Origin of the sequence: Marinospirillum perlucidum (assembly GCF_003336805.1) — a bacterium.
Taxonomy (GTDB): domain Bacteria; phylum Pseudomonadota; class Gammaproteobacteria; order Pseudomonadales; family Halomonadaceae; genus Marinospirillum; species Marinospirillum perlucidum.
This window is the reverse complement of the sequence record NZ_QFWJ01000011.1, coordinates 75,293-93,149: the sequence shown is the minus strand read 5'-3', so window position 1 is coordinate 93,149 and position 17,857 is coordinate 75,293. Positions and strand designations below refer to the sequence as shown.

Below are 17,857 nucleotides of genomic sequence, written 5' to 3'. Positions count from 1 at the left end.
TTAAACCGGAAACCTGATTTCCGGCCTTTTTCCATTGCTGGGATTTAAGCATCATGAAACAACCGCTATTTTCTTTATCCGAACTGGGCTGGCGCTCTTTTTTCTCGCAACAACTCTCGCTGGACGGTCTGGAAAGCCTTCAACCGGCCCGCGTTTTTGGCTTGACGCCCAATCAGCTTCTCCTGAAACGACCCGCTGCTGAGGACTTGGTTTTGCCCTTGCCCCACCAGCAAGAGCCTTTGGCGCTCGGTGACTGGGTGCTATTGGATGAAAACCTGAGGGTTCAACGCCTGCTTGAGCGTCTTTCCCTGTTTTCGCGCAAGGCTGCAGGCAGCCGCCTTCATGAACAGTTGATTGCCGCCAACGTGGATACAGCACTGATCGTCTGTGCCCTGAATGATGATTTCAGCCTCAATCGTATTGAACGCTATCTGGTTCTGGCCCGAGAGGCCGAGGTACAGCCGGTTATTCTGCTCACCTGGGCCGATAAATGTGATCAGACGGCCAGTCGTGTCGAGGCTGTCAGGGCGTTGGACCAACATCTGGAGGTGCTGGCGGTAAATGCCTTGAATGCCGAAGACTTGGCTCCGTTGGACAGCTGGTGTGGCCCTGGACAGACGCTGGTCTTGCTGGGTTCTTCCGGTGTCGGCAAGACGACCCTGGCCAGCCATCTCACCGGTCAGAAGTTGGTTACCGGAGCGATTCGCTTGAGTGACAGCAAAGGGCGGCATACCACCACGGCCAAAAATATCTACCCTCTCAAAGCAGGTGGCTGGTTGCTGGATACACCGGGAATGCGGGAGCTGCAACTGCCTGCAGCAGAAGCCGGGGTCAAGGCCGTTTTCTCGGAAATCACAGCTTTGGCAGAAGGGTGTTTTTTCCGTGATTGCCAGCATCAGGAGGAACCGGGTTGCGCAGTGCTTGCTGCCATTGAAGCGGGTGAGCTGGAACCCCGGCGTCTGGATCAGTATCATCGCCTCCTGCGCGAACAGGCTCAGCATGCTGCCAGTCTGTCGCAAAAGCGCAAAAAGGGGCGGGAATTAAGTAAACTGCGCAAGACACTGATTGATAAACGCCAATAACCCCGAAGGAGCCCGGCGGGAGCATGAACAACCAAGACACACGTCTGAATAAGTGGATTAGTGAAACGGGAATCTGCTCCCGCCGGGAAGCCGACCGCCTGATAGAAGCCGGGCAGGTTCGGGTTAATGGGGAAGTGGCCCCCATGGGGCTGAGGGTCGGGCCGCAAGATCGGGTGACTGTGAAGGGCAAGCCCTTGAAAGCCAAGCCTGCGCCTGTCTACTTGGCCTATAACAAGCCTGAGGGGATTACCTGCACGACGGATCCTGAGGTACCGGAAAACATCGTCGATGCAGTGCGCTACAAAAAAGGCAGGATCTTTCCCATCGGGCGGCTGGATAAGCCCTCGGAAGGCTTGATCCTGCTGACCAATGATGGTGATATCGTCAATAAAATCCTGCGTGCCGGGAATGCCCACGAAAAGGAGTATATTGTTGAGGTGGACCGGCCTTTCGGTAAAGATTTTGTGGAAAAAATGGCGGCTGGGGTGCCTATCCTGGATACCGTGACCCAGCCCTGTCAGGTCCGCCAGCTATCAGCGCGTAGCTTTAATATCATTCTGACCCAGGGCTTGAATCGCCAGATACGGCGTATGACTGAATACTTGGGTTTTCAGGTGACTCGTTTACAAAGAGTCAGAATCATGAATATCAGCCTGGGCTCCCTGAAAAAAGGCCAGTGGCGGGAATTGAATGCCAAGGAAATGGCGATTATCAATCGAATGATCGCCACTTCCAGTGGAACCGAAGAAGCCAGCTTGCCAGCAAAGGCAACCCCCTCTAAAAAACCGGCCGGGGCCCGCAAGAAATCTTCCGCAGGCAAGCGTCCTGCACCTGCCTCCAGAGGTAAGCCCCCTGTGAAGAAATCCGGCAAGAAGCCCTATGCCGGAGGCAAGAATAAGAAAAAAGCCAAAAAATTAAAGCCTTCTCAGTAGAAGGAATACACCAGCCGCCCCAGCCATTCATGCAGCGCCTGGGTGCTCTTTTTAAGGTGGTAGGCGCGAGGTATCCAGCGTATCCAACCCTCGGGTGGCGGGCTGGAGAACTGCATGGGAGCCGGTGTGACCGTCAGCCCCTGAGCTTCAAATACGGGGACGGCCCGGGCCAGATGCCAAGCCTGGCTGACCAGGAGGATTCTGCCATAGCCTTCTTTTTGTAAAAGGTCGGCAGTAAAGAGAGCATTTTCGTGGGTGGTACGGCTTTTTTCTTCCAGCCAACGGGCTTCCAGACCAAAGCTTTCCTGCAGGGTCCAGTTCATCAACTGGGCCTCACTGATTTTTTCCTGGTGAACCCGCCCACCGGTCAGTAGCAGTGGAAAGCCCGTTTTGCGGCCTAGCCAGGCGGCATAATTCAGGCGGCTGATGGTGGGTTGGCTGGGTGCATCCGGCCAGCCGAATTCACGGCCGGTATAAGCGCGGCCACCCCCCAAGACAACGATCACCTGGCCGTCTTCCAGCTTTTCCAGGTCGACTGGAGCAAAACTTTCCAGTGGCTTGACCAGAGCATGGCTGACCAAGGGCAGGGACAAAACCAAAAGACTGGTGAGACTGATCGAGATGAGTAGAATGCCCATTTTTCGCCACCTCCGCGATAAGAACAAAAAGCCGGCCAGGAGCAGGAGAAGATTGGCTAGGGGAGGCAAGGCCAGATATTTGAGTAGATTGATCATCACAGGATTTCCTTGCTGGTAAAAGTCCGACTGGTGGCCGGTTTTTACCTGCGAGGATAGCATTTCAGCAGCAGGGAGGGGTGCGAAGGATCAAGGCGGGGAAAATTGATCCTTCGCAAGCAGCAACAGAGCAAAGAGAAGTCAGGTTAATCCTTTTGTGCCATCAGGGCCGTGCCTACTTTGGAACGGTTGGGGCGTTGGATACTTTGGGTGATCCAGTGACCGGTTTCAGCCAGTTTTTGCAGGTCGATACCGGTTTCTATCCCCAGGCCTTGCAGCAGATAGACAACATCCTCGCTGGCGACATTGCCTGAAGCCCCCTTGGCATAGGGGCAGCCACCCAAACCGGCAACTGAGGCATCAATAATGCTCACGCCTTCTTCCAGCACAGCATAGAGGTTGGCCAGAGCCTGACCGTAGGTGTCATGGAAGTGGGCAGCCAGTTTTTCCAGAGGAATATCCCGGCTCACGGCTTCTAGCATGCGCTTGGCTTTTAGCGGGGTGCCCACCCCGATGGTGTCGCCCAGGGAGATTTCATAGCAGCCCATTTCATAGAGCGTTTTGCTGACCTCGGCCACCTTGGCCGGCGCGATTTCGCCTTCATAGGGGCAACCCAGTACCGTGGAAACATAACCCCGAACTGGGATGCCGGCTGTCCGGGCTTTCTCGATCACAGGCGCAAAACGCTCCAAGGATTCGGCAATCGTGCAGTTGATGTTCTTTTTGGTGAAGCTTTCAGAAGCGGCACCAAAGACAGCGACTTCCTGCACGCCGGTATCCAAGGCCGCTTCCAGCCCCTTGAGGTTGGGGGTCAGGGCTGCATAGGTGATGCCTTCACGGCGCTGGATGCCGGTCATGACTTCACGGGCATCGCCCATCTGGGGCACCCATTTGGGGGAAACAAAACTGGCGGCCTCGATATAACCCACACCAGCCGCTCCCAGACGATCGATCAATTCCAGCTTGGTTGCCGTGGTCACCGGATTGGGCTCGTTTTGCAGGCCGTCACGGGCACCCACTTCAACCAGGCGAACCTGTTTAGGAAAAGGCATTTTTTGTCTCCTGCTTTGATGTTCTGCTGTAGGGGCCCTGTCTTGTGGGAGCGCAGTCCCTGCGCGATTCGGGTTAATCGCTCGCGGAGCGAGCTCCCACAGTGAGTCCCAGTGCAATCCTCTATTTAGGCTTCTTCGGTGGCAGCAAACTTCAGCAGCTCGGCACCCTGGCTCACCAGATCACCGGCCGCAAAGAAGAATTCTTCCACCTGGCCATCTTCCGGCGCACTAAGGGTGTGCTCCATCTTCATGGCTTCCATCACCATCAGGGCATCACCTTTGCTCACCGCCTGGCCGGGTTCTACCAGCAGGGTAACCACCGAGCCATTCATAGGTGCCGTCAAGTTGGCACTGGCTTCTTCAAATTCATGATTATCCAGGTCCGGGCGGAGCCACTGGCAGCTAAACTGCTCATCGGGCGTGAAGAGGGTCAGCTGGTTATCCAGATCGGCCACATGAATACTGCGGTGATGGCCATTGACCACGGCTTCCAGGCGATCGCCTTCCAGGCGGCCTTCCACCAGCAGCTTGTGTTGTGCCAGCTGGACACTCCAGAGATTCTTGTTGCCGGTGGCATTGCTGGCTTCGACACTGACTTCTTCGGCTTCTTCCTGGCCGGGGAGGGCAAAGCGCAATTTCAGGGTCGGGTTGTTATTCAGCCGCCAGCCGCCAAAACCATGCCAGGGTGAATAGGGATCTTGTGAACGCTGGGCTTCCTGGCGGCGTTCCTGATCCAGTTTGAGCAGGGCATACAGAGAAGCCAGGGCCAGCAGGTTGGGGCTGTAGCTGCCGCCTGTTTCGTCAAACAGCAGCTGTTCATGGCGTTCAATAAAGCCGGTATCCAGATCTGCCTGTTGAAAAGGCGCTGCTTCTGCCAGTTTTTTCAAAAAGCGGGTATTGGTGGTCACCCCGGCAATGCGGTACTCACCCAGGGCCTGAGCCAGGCGGCTGAGTGCCGTTTCACGATCCTGATCCCAGACGATCAGCTTGGCAATCATGGGGTCGTAGTAGATGCTGACCTCATCGCCTTCGAGTACCCCGGTATCCACGCGGACATGGCGGTTTTCTTCCGGGGTGCGCAGGTAGCTGAGGTTGCCGGTGGCAGGCAGGAAGTCCTGATCAGGGTCTTCAGCGTAGATGCGGGCTTCAAAGGCATGCCCCTGAAGTTGCAGCTCCTGCTGTTGCTTGGGCAGGGGTTCACCTGCAGCCACTTTCAGCTGCCATTCCACCAGATCTTCACCGGTGATCATTTCGGTGACCGGGTGTTCGACCTGCAGGCGAGTATTCATTTCCATAAAGAAGAAGCTGTCATCGACATCCAGCAGGAATTCGACGGTGCCTGCGCCGACATAGCCGATGGCCTGAGCTGCTTTCAGAGCTGCTTCACCCATTTGCGCCCTGAGGGCTTCACTCATGCCCGGAGCAGGGGCTTCTTCAATGACCTTCTGGTGGCGACGTTGTACCGAGCAGTCGCGCTCAAAAAGATAGACCCCCTGGCCCTGGCTGTCACAGAAGACCTGAAGTTCAACATGGCGGGGTTTAACCAGGTATTTTTCCACCAGCATGGTGTCATCACCAAAGCCATTGATGGCTTCGCGCTTGGCCGAAGCCAGAGCCTGGTCAAAATCAGCGGCCTTGTCGACGATACGCATGCCTTTGCCGCCACCACCAGCGGTGGCTTTCAGCAGCACCGGATAGCCGATTTTTTCGGCTTCGGCTTTCAAGAGCTCGGGGCTTTGATCGTCACCGTGATAGCCGGGAACCAGGGGTACACCGGCTTTTTCCATGATCGACTTGGCTGCGGATTTGGAACCCATGGCTTCGATGGCTCCCACGGGAGGGCCGATAAAGGCAAGGCCGGCAGCATCACAGGCTTCGACAAAACGGCTGTTTTCCGAAAGAAAACCATAACCGGGATGGATGGCTTCTGCGCCCGTTTGTTGGGCCGCAGCTATGACCTTGTCGATTACCAGGTAGCTGTCCTTGGCAGCGGCACCACCCAGGTGTACGGCTTCATCGGCCATCTTGACGTGCAGGGCATGGCGATCAGCATCTGAGTAGACGGCAACACAACGGATACCCAGGCGGTGGGCAGTTCGAATCACGCGGCAGGCAATTTCGCCGCGGTTGGCAATCAGTATTTTACGGAACATGGGGCGTTCCTCTCTTTAATTATGTTTTTGTTCAAGGTCGTAGCGCGCAGGGATTGCGCTCCTACATAACCGTGTTCCTATAGGGGCTGTTTTCCCCTGGTTTGTGGGAGCTCGCTCCGCGAGCGATAGTTTTATCGCGCAGGGACTGCGCTCCTACAGGAATGCACGAGCGGTGTCATTATTATTCCTGCCAGCCGGGCGCACGCTTCTCAAAGAAGGCGCTGAGGCCTTCCTGGCCTTCTTCTGAAACACGAATTTCCGCAATCAAACGCGTGGTGTAATCCTGGGTGGCTTCATCGGCAGGACGCTCGGCCACATGTGCCACCAGCTCCTTGGTGCGCTTCACGGCCTGAGGGCTGTTAGCCAGCAGGGTTTCCACGAAGTAATCGACCTGGCCATCCAGGGCGTCTTCATCAACGATCTCATTGACCAGCCCCAATTGCTGAGCATTCTGTACGGTGATGACTTCAGCCGTCAGGGCATAGCGGCGCATGGCTCTGGCTCCCAGAGCACGAACCACATAGGGGCTGATCACAGCCGGGGAAAGACCGATTTTGACTTCAGACAGGCAGAAGCGTGCTTTTTCACTGGCGACGACCAGGTCACAGCAGGCTGCCAGCCCCACGGCACCCCCAAAAGCCGCCCCCTGAACACGGCAGATGGTGGGGCAGGGCAGGGTGTCGAGCTCATGCATCAGGCGCGCCAGTTCACGCGCATCCTGACGGTTTTCTTCCTGGCTGTAGGCCGCCATGCGTTTCATCCAGCCCAGGTCAGCTCCAGCGGAGAAGTTCTTGCCGCGTGAACCCAGTACCAGGACACGTGCACCGGCGCTACGGACTTCCTGCAGCTTGTCCAGAAGCAGAGCAATCAGGCTGTCATCAAATGCATTGTGAACCTGAGGACGATTCAGGGTGAGAAAGGCAACGCCGCGCTGATCGATTTCCAGCAGGGCTCCTGCCTGTTCAGTCGGTTCGTTAGTCGCTGTCATTTTCGACCTCCTTACATCCGGAAGACGCCAAAGCGTGTCGGTTGGATGGGCGCATTCAAGGATGCGGAAATAGCCAGGCCCAGGGTGTCGCGGGTTTGTACCGGGTCCAGAATGCCATCATCCCAGAGGCGCGCACTGGCATAGTAGGGATGCCCCTGGTTTTCGTACTGGTCGCGAACCGGCTTCTTGAAGGCCTCTTCTTCGGCTTCGGGCCAGTCAGTGCCGTTACGCTCATGCTGCTCGCGTTTGACCTGGGCCAGTACATTGGCAGCCTGTTCGCCGCCCATGACCGAGATGCGGGCGTTGGGCCACATCCACATGAAATTGGGGTCATAAGCACGGCCACACATGCCGTAGTTACCGGCGCCAAAGCTACCCCCAATGAGGATAGTAAACTTGGGCACCCGGGCACAGGCCACGGCGGTAACCATCTTGGCACCATGCTTGGCAATGCCTTCGTGTTCATAACGCGAGCCCACCATAAAGCCGGTAATATTCTGCAGGAAAACCAGAGGAATACCGCGTTGGGCGCAAAGCTCAACAAAGTGGGCACCCTTTTGCGCTGATTCGGAGAAGAGCACACCATTGTTGGCCACGATACCCACGGGATAGCCATGAATCCGGGCAAAGCCGGTGACCAGGGTGTCGCCGTACCAGCGTTTGAATTCATCAAATTCGGAAGCATCGACGATGCGGGCAATCACTTCACGCACATCAAAGGGCTTGCGCAGATCGTTGCCGACGATGCCGTAGAGCTCTTCCGGGTCATAAGCCGGTGGGCGCGAGGGCTGGATATCGACTTCGCCCTGTTTTTGCCAATTCAGGCGGGCAATGGAGCGACGTACCAGCTGCAGAGCATGTTCATCATTCAAGGCATAGTGATCGGCAACCCCGGATACCTTGGCGTGAACATCGGCACCACCGAGATCTTCAGCCGAGACCACTTCACCGGTAGCCGCCTTAACCAGAGGCGGGCCAGCCAGAAAGATGGTGCCCTGCTCCTTGACGATGATGGACTCATCGGCCATGGCGGGAACATAGGCGCCCCCGGCTGTACAGGAGCCCATGACCGAAGCGATTTGGGGAATGCCCTCGCCGGACATGGTGGCCTGGTTGTAGAAGATGCGGCCAAAGTGATCACGGTCAGGGAAGACGTCATCCTGGCGGGGCAGGTTAGCACCGCCGGAATCCACCAGGTAGATACAGGGCAGGCGGTTTTTGCGGGCAATTTCCTGGGCGCGCAGGTGTTTTTTTACCGTCAGGGGGTAGTAGGTGCCGCCCTTGGTGGTGGCATCGTTGGCAACGATGATGCATTCCACCCCGGAAACCCGGCCGATGCCGGTGACGATCCCGGCGCTGGGAACAAAGTCATCATAGACCTCCCAAGCAGCCAGTTGGGAAAATTCCAAAAAGGGAGCGCCCTGATCCAGCAGGCGTTCGATGCGTTCGCGGGGCAGGAGTTTGCCGCGTGACAGATGCCGCTCCTGGGCTTTATTGCCGCCGCCCTGTTTGACCTGATCAAGCTTTTCGTGAAGATCCTCGATCAGAGAGCGCATGGCCGCATCCTTCTCTGCAAACTGCGGCGAGCGGGTGTTTATCTGAGATTTAATCACGGTCATGCTGATAACCTTTAGTTGGTAACTGTTGGTGCTGCTCAGGCGGGCCTGGTAAAGACACCGCGGTTATAAGCTCTGGTAGGCTTGATTTTCCAAGGAGTCGCTGCTCGTTGGGTTTTATTGTTATGGGCCTGTCCTGGCAGCAGCTTTTAGCCTTCTGGTTCAGTGGATGGCCGGTAGAGAGGTTGGGAGCCTCTGCTGCCCTCAAGGACAGCAGAAACTCAGGGGAGAGGTATCTAGGGGTCTCCCCGGTTTACCCACCTGACGATCCATCGACTCCTGATAGAGATCGAAAGGCTTAACGCGATTCGTTGAAGATCTCGCGGCCAATCAGCATGCGGCGGATTTCACTGGTACCCGCGCCGATCTCGTAAAGCTTGGCATCACGCAGCAGCCGACCAGTGGCATATTCGTTGATATAACCGTTACCGCCCAGCAGTTGGATTGCATCCAAGGCAACCTGGGTGGCTTTTTCGGCAGCGTAGAGGATCACCCCGGCAGCATCTTTACGGCTGGTTTCACCACGGTCACAGGCGCGGGCGACGGCATAGAGATAAGCCCGGCAGGCACTCATGGTGGAATACATATCGGCAATCTTGCCCTGAACCAACTGGAATTCACCGATCGACTGGTCGAACTGCTTGCGCTCGTGAATGTAGGGGACGACGATATCTAGGGCTGCCTGCATAATGCCGACCGGACCGGCGGCCAGTACGGTACGCTCATAGTCCAGGCCGCTCATGAGGACACGAACCCCCTTGCCTACTTCGCCCAGGACATTTTCTTCGGGCACCTCACAATCCTGAAAGACCAGTTCGCAGGTATTGGAGCCGCGCATACCCAGCTTGTCCAGTTTCTGGTGACGGGAGAAGCCGGGGAAGTCGCGTTCGACGATAAAGGCAGTAATGCCCTTGGAGCCAGCATTGACGTCCGTCTTGGCATAGATCACATAGGTGTTGGCATCGGGGCCGTTGGTGATCCACATTTTATTGCCGTTCAGAATGTACTTGTCGCCTTTCTTGTCGGCGCGCAGCTTGAGGCTGACAACATCAGAGCCGGCATTAGGCTCGGACATGGCCAGGGCACCGATGTGCTCGCCGGAGCAGAGCTTGGGCAGGTATTTTTCTTTTTGTGCCTGGTTACCGTTGATTTTGATCTGGTTGACACAGAGGTTGGAGTGGGCACCGTAGGACAGGCCGACGGAGGCCGAGGCGCGGGAGATTTCCTCCATGGCGATGGCGTGTGCCAGATAACCCATGCCGGAGCCGCCAAACTCTTCGGGTACGGTAATACCCAGCAGGCCCATGTCGCCAAACTTTTTCCAGAGATCATTGGGGAATTCATTTTTCTGGTCGATCTCGGCAGCCCGTGGAGCGATTTCGTCAGCAGCAAAGGCATTCACCTGCTCGCGCAGCATGTTCAGCTCTTCGTCCAGGCCAAAGTTCATATCCTTAAAGATGGATTGCATAGTTCTTACCCTCTGCGTGTTGAATAGGTGTTTCTCTGTCTTTTGTAATACAGGGAACTTTAGGGCAAGTTTACGTTAACGTAAAGGGAAAAATTTTGACCGGAGCGTCACTGCATCCTTCCGATGTAATTTTTCTTTTTCCTCAAGAGGAGGCTGCTTATACTGAACTCGTAAAGTGAACGCCAAGGATTGATTATGAAAGAGGTAAAAGGCGGGGATATTTGTTGGCAGGCATTGCAGCAAGCGAAGGATGCCTGTTTTTTGCTGGAAGTCCTTCCGGGGCAGCAATTTCGGGTTGAGGCCTGTAACCAGGCTTTTGCCCAGCATCTGGGGCAGCCGTTGGAGGGGTTGCAGGGTTGTCTGGTCGAGGAGTGTTTTCCCTCGGGCCTCTTGGCCGAAGTCGCGCCCCGCTACCAGTTGGCCGCCGAGACGGGTGAAGTTCAGGAATATGATACCTGGACCCTGGCCCCCAGCAGTTTGGGGCGTGAGGAAGTGAACACCCTTTTGACGCCTATCGTGGATGATCAGGGGCGAGTGAGCCATCTTCTGGGTATCGCCCGGTTAGTGACTCATCGCCGCCAGGAGGAAAGCTATCGGGAACGCTGGTATAAATTGAGCCGTCATCTGCCGGGTGTGCCTTTTGAGTTGCATCAGGATGCCAATGGCGACAATCGCATTCCTCTGGCAGGCCCCAAGATGACTGCCTTGCTTGGACTTGGAGCGCGTCAATTGAAGCAGGATGCCCAGGCTTTTTTTGATGGTGTCCATGCAGATGATCAAAAGGCGTTGCGCAAAGGATTTATGGGTACCCAGGAAACCCTGGATGATTTGAAGGTGGTGTTTCGTTTTCGTCATCCAGTCAAGGGCGTGCGCTGGATTGAATTGCATTCATCGCCTGAACCGCGGCCCGGTGGTGGGCGAGTCTGGTACGGCTATCTCATGGATGTGACCGAACGGCATGAGAACCAGGCCAATCTGCATTATCTGGCGACCCACGATACCCTGACGGGCCTGCCTAATCGTGGGCTTTTTCTGGAGACTCTGGAAACTGCCTTGCGCCAGGCAGGGCAGGAAGACAAGGCACTGGCGCTCTTGTTCATGGATTTGGATAAATTTAAACCCATCAATGATGAGTTGGGCCACAAGGCTGGAGACCGGGTGCTCAAGGATCTGGCGACCCGGATAACGCTTTTGTTGCCGGCGCAGGATATGCTGGCGCGTCTGGGCGGGGATGAGTTTATCGTTTTGATGACCGCGCGCGACCGGCAAAAGGTTAAAAGTCAGGCGCTGGATCTGGCAGATCAAATCATTGCTGCCGTTAGTCAGCCGCTGAGTTTTCGTGATGGCGAAGAGCGGCAAGTGGGGGTCAGTATCGGGATCAGCCTCTACCCCGAGCATGGTGAGGATGCCGATAGCCTGATCATTTGCAGTGATGATGCCATGTATGCGGCCAAGCATGCCGGGCGTGGACGAGCCCGGGTTTTTGATCCCCGTGGCAGCCATAAAACCAAGCCCTCGAGGTAACTCTTGCAGGCTCCTTTGATCTGGAGCCTTGTTATTTTTTGGGGAACCCCCTAACCTTTGGACTTTTAAGGTTTTTGTGAAGCGAGTGCTGCCCTTGAGTCTTTCCAATTTCAATCCGGAAAAAGCTATTCTGGAAGCTGCCAGTGAGCTGATTGCTACCATTGATCTGGAGCAGCGCCTGCTTTATCTGAATCCTTCTGCCCGACATTTGTTATCTCTGCCCCAGGACTATGATCTAGAGCAGCAGGACCTGAGAGTGAAGGACCTGCACGCACCGGATGTTTACCGGGAATTGAATGAAGACATCTTTCCGACCCTGCTGGCCGGGCAGGGGCGTTGGGAAGGTGAGCTGGAATTCCTGGATTTTCATGGCCAGTCGCGTCCTATGCAGATGACCATTATTCTGCACACTGATGCAGACGGAGAGCCGCTGTGGATCACCGGCATTGGCCGGGATCTGCGTCGTCGTAAACACCTGGAAGCTCAGCAGCGTCTGGCCAAGCGGGTGTTTGATAACGCCATTGAGGGCATCATCGTTACCGATGGTCGGGCCTGCATTCAGCACGTCAATCCTGCCTTTACCGAGATTACCGGTTATAGCGCCGAAGAAGCCCTGGGGCAGACGCCCAAGATGCTGCGTTCCAATCATCATGATCAGGCTTTTTACGATACCATGTGGCAGAGCATTGCTGATACGGATCGCTGGCAGGGTGAAGTCTGGAATCGCCGCAAGAACGGCAGTGTTTACCTGCAATGGCTGTCAATCAACTGTGTGCGTGATGCTCAGGGTTATATCGAAAACTACATTTCCATTTTCCATGATTTGACTGAAATGCGGGCCAAGGAAGCGGAAATCCAGCATCTGGCCCATCATGATCCCCTGACTGGCCTGGGAAATCGTCACCTGCTGAATGAGCGACTGCAGCATGCGGTGCGTCAAGCCAAGGTGCAGGAAGAAAAGCTGGCATTGCTGGTGCTTGATCTGGGCCATATTCAACTGATCAATGACAGCCTGGGGCATACCTGGTGTGATCGCCTGATTCGAGGCCAGAGCGCACGCATCAAGGAAGTGGTGGCCGAGGCGGATACTCTGGTTCGCATCGGTTCTGATGAATTTGCCCTGCTGATCGAGGATTATGAGGCCGTCCATGATGTCAGTCAGATCGCTGATGACCTGATTCGGGTGCTCCAGGAAGAGGTTCAACTGGGCCGCCACCAGGTCACGTTGAGTCCTTCAGTAGGGGTGGCCTTCTTCCCCCAGGATGCCCAGAATTCAGTCGAGCTGCTGATCAATGCCCAGACGGCGCTCCTGGATGCCAAAAAGTCTGGGCGTGATACCTTCCGTTTTTTCAACCGCGAAATGAGTCAGCAGGCTAGAGAGCGCCTTAAGCTGGAGCAGGCACTACGATCAGCGGTCAAGGGTGAGGGGTTGAGTCTGCATTATCAGCCCAAGGTATTGCTCGAAGATGGTCGTCTCTATGGCGCAGAAGCCCTGTTGCGTTGGACACACCCCGAGTTGGGCCCCTTGTCGCCAGCCGTTTTTATTCCTCTGGCGGAAGAGGCGGGCCTGATTGTGGATATTGGCGATTGGGTCTTGCGGCATACCTGCCAGCAGCTGGTCGCCTGGCAGGAAGCCGGATATACCCTGCCCCGAATTGCCGTGAATCTCTCGGTTCACCAGTTGGAAGAAACCGAGTTTGCGCAAAAGCTGGAAGAACTGCTGGAAGCCTATCAGCTGGACCGGGAAGTGCTGGAGTTGGAAATTACCGAGACCGGCTTGATGAAAAACCAGAATCAGGCCTTGCAGAGTCTGCGCCAACTCAAGGAAAAGGGGTTCCGTATTGCCCTGGACGATTTCGGGACCGGTTATTCCAGTCTTTCCTATTTGAGCAAGTTGCCCTTATCAACTCTGAAGATCGATCGCTCCTTTGTCATAGATATGGCGCGCGATACCATCAGCCTTAATATTGTCAAAACCATCATTCAACTCGCCCACAACCTGTCTCTGGATCTGGTTGCCGAGGGGGTTGAGGATGCCCAGCAGGCGGATCAGCTTCTGCGACTGGGATGCACGCTTGCCCAAGGCTTTCATTACTATCGACCTCTGCCCGAGTCAGAATTTACTCAGCTTTTGGCTGCTTCCAGTAGGTGAATCATCTTGCGGGCGGCGTTGGATAGCGTGCGCTCGCGGTGATACAGAAACCCTAGGGGGCGGGTAATCGGCGGGTGATCCAGATCCAGAGTCACCAGGCTGTCATCATCGATCAGGGTTTCCGGCAGCAGGCTCCAGCCCAGGCCGATAGACACCATCATTTTCAGGGTTTCCATATAATTGGTCGACAGGGTGACATTGAGTCCCAGATCCTGCTCGCGAAACACCTGCTCCACGATACCGCGGGTAAAGGTTTGCTCACCGGGAAGAACGGCATCATGGTGGGTTAGATCATCCAGTTGCAGACTGGGCAGCCGATTTAGTGGATGCCCCCTGGAAACGACAAAACGTAGCTGATCGACCCAGACCGGAACCACGACCAGCGAGGGGTCGGGAACCGGCGCCAAAGTAACGATGGCCAGCTCCAGTTCACCGCTGATGACACCGGCATAGGCCTGCTCCGAATCCTGGAAGCGCATGTCCAGTTTTACCTGGGGGTAAAGCTGGGTGAACTCCTTAAGCAGAGGCGGCAGGCGATGCAGGCCAATGTGGTGGCTGGTGGCCAGGATCAACGGTCCCTGGATTTCACCGCTGAGATTAGCCAGCATGCGCCGGGTGTCTTCCAGCTCAACCAGCAGGCGTCTGGCACGTGGCAAGAGGGCAAAGCCAGCCTGGGTCAGGGTGATGCTGCGGCCGATGCGATCAAAGAGTTTTTGCTCCAGCTGCTCTTCCAGAACAGCGATACGCTTGCTGACAGCCGGCTGGGATAGATGCAGTTCATCGGCTGCCCGGGAGAAGGAACCCTTTTCTGCGACCTGAATAAAAGCCTGAAGAGATTGTAGCTCCATTCCTTGTTGTTATCCTTATTATGAAATCTATGAATTGGTGTTATTGAATCACAGGCGCTAAGATGGAGGCAAGAGTCATTTCTAAGACTCATGACTGAGGAGAAAAAACATGGCCCTGACCCTGTACGATAAACTTTGGGATGCTCATTTGGTCAAGCAGCGTGATGATGGTACCGCGCTGATTTACATTGATCGCCAGTTGCTGCACGAAGTCACTTCCCCCCAGGCTTTTGAAGGCCTGCGTCTGGCTGGGCGTCAGCCTTGGCGTTTGAGCGCCAACCTGGCTACACCGGATCATAATGTACCTACGACCAATAAAGAACGCCAGGTCGGGGTCAGTGGTATTGAAGACGAAACCTCGCGCATTCAGGTGCAAACCCTGGATGACAACTGCGATGAATTTGGCATTACCGAGTTTAAAATCAATGATCCGCGTCAGGGGATTGTACACGTGGTTGGTCCCGAGCAGGGTGCCACCCTGCCGGGCATGACGCTGGTTTGTGGTGATTCCCATACGGCCACGCACGGCGCTTTTGCTGCCTTGGCTCATGGGGTGGGTACTTCCGAAGTCGAGCATGTGCTGGCAACCCAGTGTCTGATTCAGCGCAAGATGAAAAACCTGTTGATCCAGGTGGATGGTGATCTACAGCCCGGCGTGACTGCCAAGGATATTATTCTGGCGGTTATCGGTGAAATCGGGACAGCCGGAGGAACCGGTTATGCCATGGAATTTGCTGGCTCTGCCATTGCCAGCCTGTCCATGGAAGGTCGGATGACCATCTGTAACATGGCCATTGAAGCCGGTGCTCGTGTGGGGCTGGTGGGCTGCGACCAGGTCACTCTGGATTATGTCAAGGGCCGTCCCTTTGCCCCCCAGGGTGAAGACTGGGACAAGGCGGTTGCCTACTGGAAAACCCTGCACTCGGATGCTGATGCCAGCTTTGATAAGGTGGTTAAGCTGGATGCCGCGCGCATTGAGCCTCAGGTCAGTTGGGGAACCTCGCCGGAGATGGTCGTGGCTGTGACAGATCGCGTGCCCGAACTGGAAAAGGCCGAAGATGACAACCAGCGCAAGAGCTGGGAAGCGGCACTCAAGTACATGGGCTTGGAGCCCGGTCAGGCAATTACCGACATCCAGTTGGATCGTGTCTTTATCGGTTCCTGCACCAACTCGCGGATTGAAGATCTGCGTGAAGCCGCTGCCGTCGCCAAGGGACGTCGGGTTGCAGCTAGCCTCAAACAGGCACTGGTGGTGCCAGGGTCGGGTCTGGTTAAGCAACAGGCAGAAGAAGAAGGTCTGGATAAAATCTTTATTGAAGCCGGTTTTGAATGGCGTGAGCCCGGTTGTTCCATGTGTCTGGCCATGAATGCCGACAAGCTGGGGCAGGGGGAGCACTGCGCCTCCACCTCCAACCGTAACTTTGAAGGTCGTCAGGGCTATGGTGGGCGCACCCATCTGGTCAGCCCGGGGATGGCTGCCGCGGCAGCGATTGCCGGTCACTTTGTCGATGTTCGGGAATTTTGAGGCAGGAGAAGAGCAATGCAGAAATTTACCCAAGTGAATGGCCTGGTAGCACCCCTGGATCGTGCCAATGTCGATACTGACCTGATCATTCCCAAGCAGTTTTTGAAATCCATCAAGCGCACCGGCTTTGGCCCTAATCTGTTTGATGAGTTGCGTTATCTGGATGAAGGCTATCCCGGTCAGGATGCTTCCAAGCGCCCTTTGAATCCGGATTTTGTCTTGAATCAGCCTCGCTACCAGGGCAGTGAAATCCTCTTGAGTCGCAAGAACTTTGGTTGTGGTTCCTCGCGTGAGCACGCGCCCTGGGCACTGGTTGATTATGGTTTTCGTGCGGTTATCGCACCCAGTTTTGCCGATATTTTCTTTAACAATGCGCCTAAAAATGGCCTCTTGCTGATCAAGCTGGATGAAGCCGTCATCGACCGCCTCTTCCAGGAAGTCGAGGCCAATGAAGGCTATCGTCTGGCTATCGATCTGCCTGCCCAGACGGTGACCACCCCATCCGGGGAGGTATTGAGTTTCGAAGTTGACCCCTTCCGCAAGCATTGTTTGATCGAAGGTCTGGATGATATCGGTATTACCCTGCAGGACGCCGAGGCAATCCAGGCCTATGAAGCGAAACGCAGCCAGGTGACGCCCTGGATTTTCTCCTGATTACAAGAAAACTGAACCCACTTTGAGAGATTTGAAATGAGCAAAAAAATTCTGGTCCTGCCCGGTGATGGCATCGGTCCCGAGATCACTGCCCAGGCAGTACGTGTACTGGAAGTCTGCCGTGATCAGCTGGGTGTGGATATCAGCTGGGAAGAAGGTCTGGTCGGTGGTGCCGGCTATGATGCCAGTGGTGAACCCCTGCCGGCTGAAACCCTGGAAAAGGCCAAGACAGCGGATGCTATTCTGCTGGGGGCCGTGGGTGGTCCCAAATGGGACAAGCTGCCGGATATTTCCAAGCGTCCCGAACGCGGGCTCTTGGGTTTGCGCAAGGAATTGAAACTCTTTGGTAACCTGCGTCCGGCTATTCTTTACCCCCAACTGGCCGAAGCATCCAGCCTCAAGCCGGAAGTCGTTTCCGGTCTGGACATCATGATTGTACGTGAGCTGACCGGGGGCATCTATTTTGGTCAGCCACGTGGCATTCGTGAGCTGGATTCCGGCGAGAAGGAAGGTTTTAACACCTATGTTTATTCCGAAAGCGAAATTCGCCGGATTGGCAAGGTGGCCTTTGAAATGGCGCGCAAGCGCAACAAGCGGGTTTGTTCGGTCGACAAGGCCAACGTTCTGGAAGTCACCATGCTCTGGCGTGACGTGATGGAAGAAGTGGCCAAGGACTACCCTGATGTTGAACTCTCCCACATGTACGTGGACAACGCCGCTATGCAACTGGTGCGCGCACCCAAGCAGTTTGACGTGGTGGTCACAGGTAACATGTTTGGCGATATCCTTTCTGATGAAGCCGCCATGCTGACCGGTTCCATCGGGATGTTGCCTTCAGCTTCCTTGGATGAAAATGCCAAGGGGATGTATGAACCCTGTCACGGCTCAGCGCCGGATATTGCCGGTCAGGATATGGCTAATCCGCTGGCCACAATTTTGTCGGTGGCCATGTTACTGCGCTATTCTTTGGGTGAAGCTGAAGTGGCCGCCAAGATTGAAGAAGCAGTCAGCAAAGTCCTGGATCAGGGGCTGCGTACGGCGGACATCCAGTCTGCCGATACCCGCAAGGTGGGTACGAAGGAAATGGGTGCGGCCGTCGTGGACGCCCTGAAAGCCCTTTAAATCCAAA

General features: G+C 55.5%; 14 protein-coding genes. 7 read left to right on the top strand and 7 right to left on the bottom strand.

The annotated features are described in order from the left end of the window. Window positions 1–53 precede the first annotated feature (53 nt). Window positions 54–1,082: a ribosome small subunit-dependent GTPase A gene (gene rsgA, locus DFK18_RS12745; RefSeq protein ID WP_114418657.1), complete on the top strand. Its 1,029-nt coding sequence runs from the start codon at window positions 54–56 to the stop codon at window positions 1,080–1,082. Between the two features lie 23 nt (window positions 1,083–1,105). Beyond that, on the top strand, window positions 1,106–2,014 hold the full coding sequence (gene rluF / locus DFK18_RS12740; RefSeq protein ID WP_114418656.1) for a 23S rRNA pseudouridine(2604) synthase RluF: 909 nt from the start codon (window positions 1,106–1,108) through the stop codon (window positions 2,012–2,014). Here the strand turns inward: rluF and DFK18_RS12735 are convergent. The 6 genes from DFK18_RS12735 to DFK18_RS12710 all read right to left on the bottom strand — a co-directional run bounded on the left by DFK18_RS12735 (window position 2,008) and on the right by DFK18_RS12710 (window position 10,025). After that, on the bottom strand, window positions 2,008–2,748 hold the full coding sequence (locus DFK18_RS12735) for a YdcF family protein (RefSeq protein ID WP_114418655.1): 741 nt from the start codon (window positions 2,746–2,748) through the stop codon (window positions 2,008–2,010). The two genes, rluF and DFK18_RS12735, sit on opposite strands and share 7 nt — an antisense overlap. A 146-nt stretch (window positions 2,749–2,894) precedes the next feature. Further along, on the bottom strand, window positions 2,895–3,800 hold the full coding sequence (locus DFK18_RS12730) for a hydroxymethylglutaryl-CoA lyase (protein ID WP_114418654.1): 906 nt from the start codon (window positions 3,798–3,800) through the stop codon (window positions 2,895–2,897). A 125-nt stretch (window positions 3,801–3,925) separates the two neighbouring features. Next, window positions 3,926–5,953, bottom strand: coding sequence for an acetyl/propionyl/methylcrotonyl-CoA carboxylase subunit alpha (locus tag DFK18_RS12725; protein ID WP_114418653.1), 2,028 nt, complete (start codon window positions 5,951–5,953; stop codon window positions 3,926–3,928). 181 nt (window positions 5,954–6,134) lie between these two features. Next, window positions 6,135–6,941 (bottom strand): enoyl-CoA hydratase/isomerase family protein, encoded by an 807-nt coding sequence (locus tag DFK18_RS12720; protein ID WP_114418652.1) that lies wholly within the window; start codon window positions 6,939–6,941, stop codon window positions 6,135–6,137. A gap of 11 nt (window positions 6,942–6,952) precedes the next feature. After that, window positions 6,953–8,560, bottom strand: coding sequence for a carboxyl transferase domain-containing protein (locus DFK18_RS12715; RefSeq protein ID WP_114418651.1), 1,608 nt, complete (start codon window positions 8,558–8,560; stop codon window positions 6,953–6,955). Between the two features lie 295 nt (window positions 8,561–8,855). Continuing rightward, window positions 8,856–10,025, bottom strand: a complete 1,170-nt coding sequence (locus DFK18_RS12710) for an isovaleryl-CoA dehydrogenase (protein ID WP_114418650.1) — start codon at window positions 10,023–10,025, stop codon at window positions 8,856–8,858. A gap of 195 nt (window positions 10,026–10,220) precedes the next feature. On the opposite strand from DFK18_RS12710, the gene DFK18_RS12705 reads away from it, so the two are divergent. Together DFK18_RS12705 and DFK18_RS12700 are read left to right on the top strand one after the other, a co-directional pair. After that, complete coding sequence (locus DFK18_RS12705) at window positions 10,221–11,549, top strand: diguanylate cyclase domain-containing protein (RefSeq protein WP_114418649.1); 1,329 nt, start codon at window positions 10,221–10,223, stop codon at window positions 11,547–11,549. Window positions 11,550–11,643: 94 nt separating this feature from the next. Beyond that, on the top strand, window positions 11,644–13,701 hold the full coding sequence (locus DFK18_RS12700; protein WP_162299780.1) for a putative bifunctional diguanylate cyclase/phosphodiesterase: 2,058 nt from the start codon (window positions 11,644–11,646) through the stop codon (window positions 13,699–13,701). On the opposite strand, the gene DFK18_RS12695 is transcribed toward DFK18_RS12700, so the two are convergent. After that, on the bottom strand, window positions 13,674–14,549 hold the full coding sequence (locus tag DFK18_RS12695) for a LysR family transcriptional regulator (RefSeq protein ID WP_114418647.1): 876 nt from the start codon (window positions 14,547–14,549) through the stop codon (window positions 13,674–13,676). The genes DFK18_RS12700 and DFK18_RS12695 overlap by 28 nt on opposite strands. 109 nt (window positions 14,550–14,658) lie before the next feature. On the opposite strand from DFK18_RS12695, the gene leuC reads away from it, so the two are divergent. From leuC to leuB, 3 genes are read left to right on the top strand one after another with little or no spacing between them, the layout of a single operon-like run. Beyond that, window positions 14,659–16,074: a 3-isopropylmalate dehydratase large subunit gene (leuC, locus tag DFK18_RS12690; RefSeq protein WP_218563960.1), complete on the top strand. Its 1,416-nt coding sequence runs from the start codon at window positions 14,659–14,661 to the stop codon at window positions 16,072–16,074. Between the two features lie 15 nt (window positions 16,075–16,089). After that, window positions 16,090–16,728: a 3-isopropylmalate dehydratase small subunit gene (leuD, locus tag DFK18_RS12685; RefSeq protein WP_114418645.1), complete on the top strand. Its 639-nt coding sequence runs from the start codon at window positions 16,090–16,092 to the stop codon at window positions 16,726–16,728. Window positions 16,729–16,764: 36 nt separating this feature from the next. Continuing rightward, window positions 16,765–17,850 carry a 3-isopropylmalate dehydrogenase gene (gene leuB, locus DFK18_RS12680; RefSeq protein ID WP_114418644.1) on the top strand — a complete coding sequence of 362 codons (1,086 nt, stop codon included), beginning with the start codon at window positions 16,765–16,767 and terminating at the stop codon, window positions 17,848–17,850. The last annotated feature ends 7 nt before the right edge of the window (window positions 17,851–17,857 follow it).

Excerpts from the sequence above, each read along its gene's own strand:
- rsgA (WP_114418657.1), top strand. The coding sequence starts at position 54 with ATGAAACAACCGCTATTTTCTTTATCCGAACTGGGCTGGCGCTCTTTT.
- rluF (WP_114418656.1), top strand. The coding sequence starts at position 1,106 with ATGAACAACCAAGACACACGTCTGAATAAGTGGATTAGTGAAACGGGA.
- DFK18_RS12735 (WP_114418655.1), bottom strand. The coding sequence starts at position 2,748 with ATGATCAATCTACTCAAATATCTGGCCTTGCCTCCCCTAGCCAATCTT.
- DFK18_RS12730 (WP_114418654.1), bottom strand. The coding sequence starts at position 3,800 with ATGCCTTTTCCTAAACAGGTTCGCCTGGTTGAAGTGGGTGCCCGTGAC.
- DFK18_RS12725 (WP_114418653.1), bottom strand. The coding sequence starts at position 5,953 with ATGTTCCGTAAAATACTGATTGCCAACCGCGGCGAAATTGCCTGCCGC.
- DFK18_RS12720 (WP_114418652.1), bottom strand. The coding sequence starts at position 6,941 with ATGACAGCGACTAACGAACCGACTGAACAGGCAGGAGCCCTGCTGGAA.
- DFK18_RS12715 (WP_114418651.1), bottom strand. The coding sequence starts at position 8,560 with ATGACCGTGATTAAATCTCAGATAAACACCCGCTCGCCGCAGTTTGCA.
- DFK18_RS12710 (WP_114418650.1), bottom strand. The coding sequence starts at position 10,025 with ATGCAATCCATCTTTAAGGATATGAACTTTGGCCTGGACGAAGAGCTG.
- DFK18_RS12705 (WP_114418649.1), top strand. The coding sequence starts at position 10,221 with ATGAAAGAGGTAAAAGGCGGGGATATTTGTTGGCAGGCATTGCAGCAA.
- DFK18_RS12695 (WP_114418647.1), bottom strand. The coding sequence starts at position 14,549 with ATGGAGCTACAATCTCTTCAGGCTTTTATTCAGGTCGCAGAAAAGGGT.
- leuC (WP_218563960.1), top strand. The coding sequence starts at position 14,659 with ATGGCCCTGACCCTGTACGATAAACTTTGGGATGCTCATTTGGTCAAG.
- leuD (WP_114418645.1), top strand. The coding sequence starts at position 16,090 with ATGCAGAAATTTACCCAAGTGAATGGCCTGGTAGCACCCCTGGATCGT.
- leuB (WP_114418644.1), top strand. The coding sequence starts at position 16,765 with ATGAGCAAAAAAATTCTGGTCCTGCCCGGTGATGGCATCGGTCCCGAG.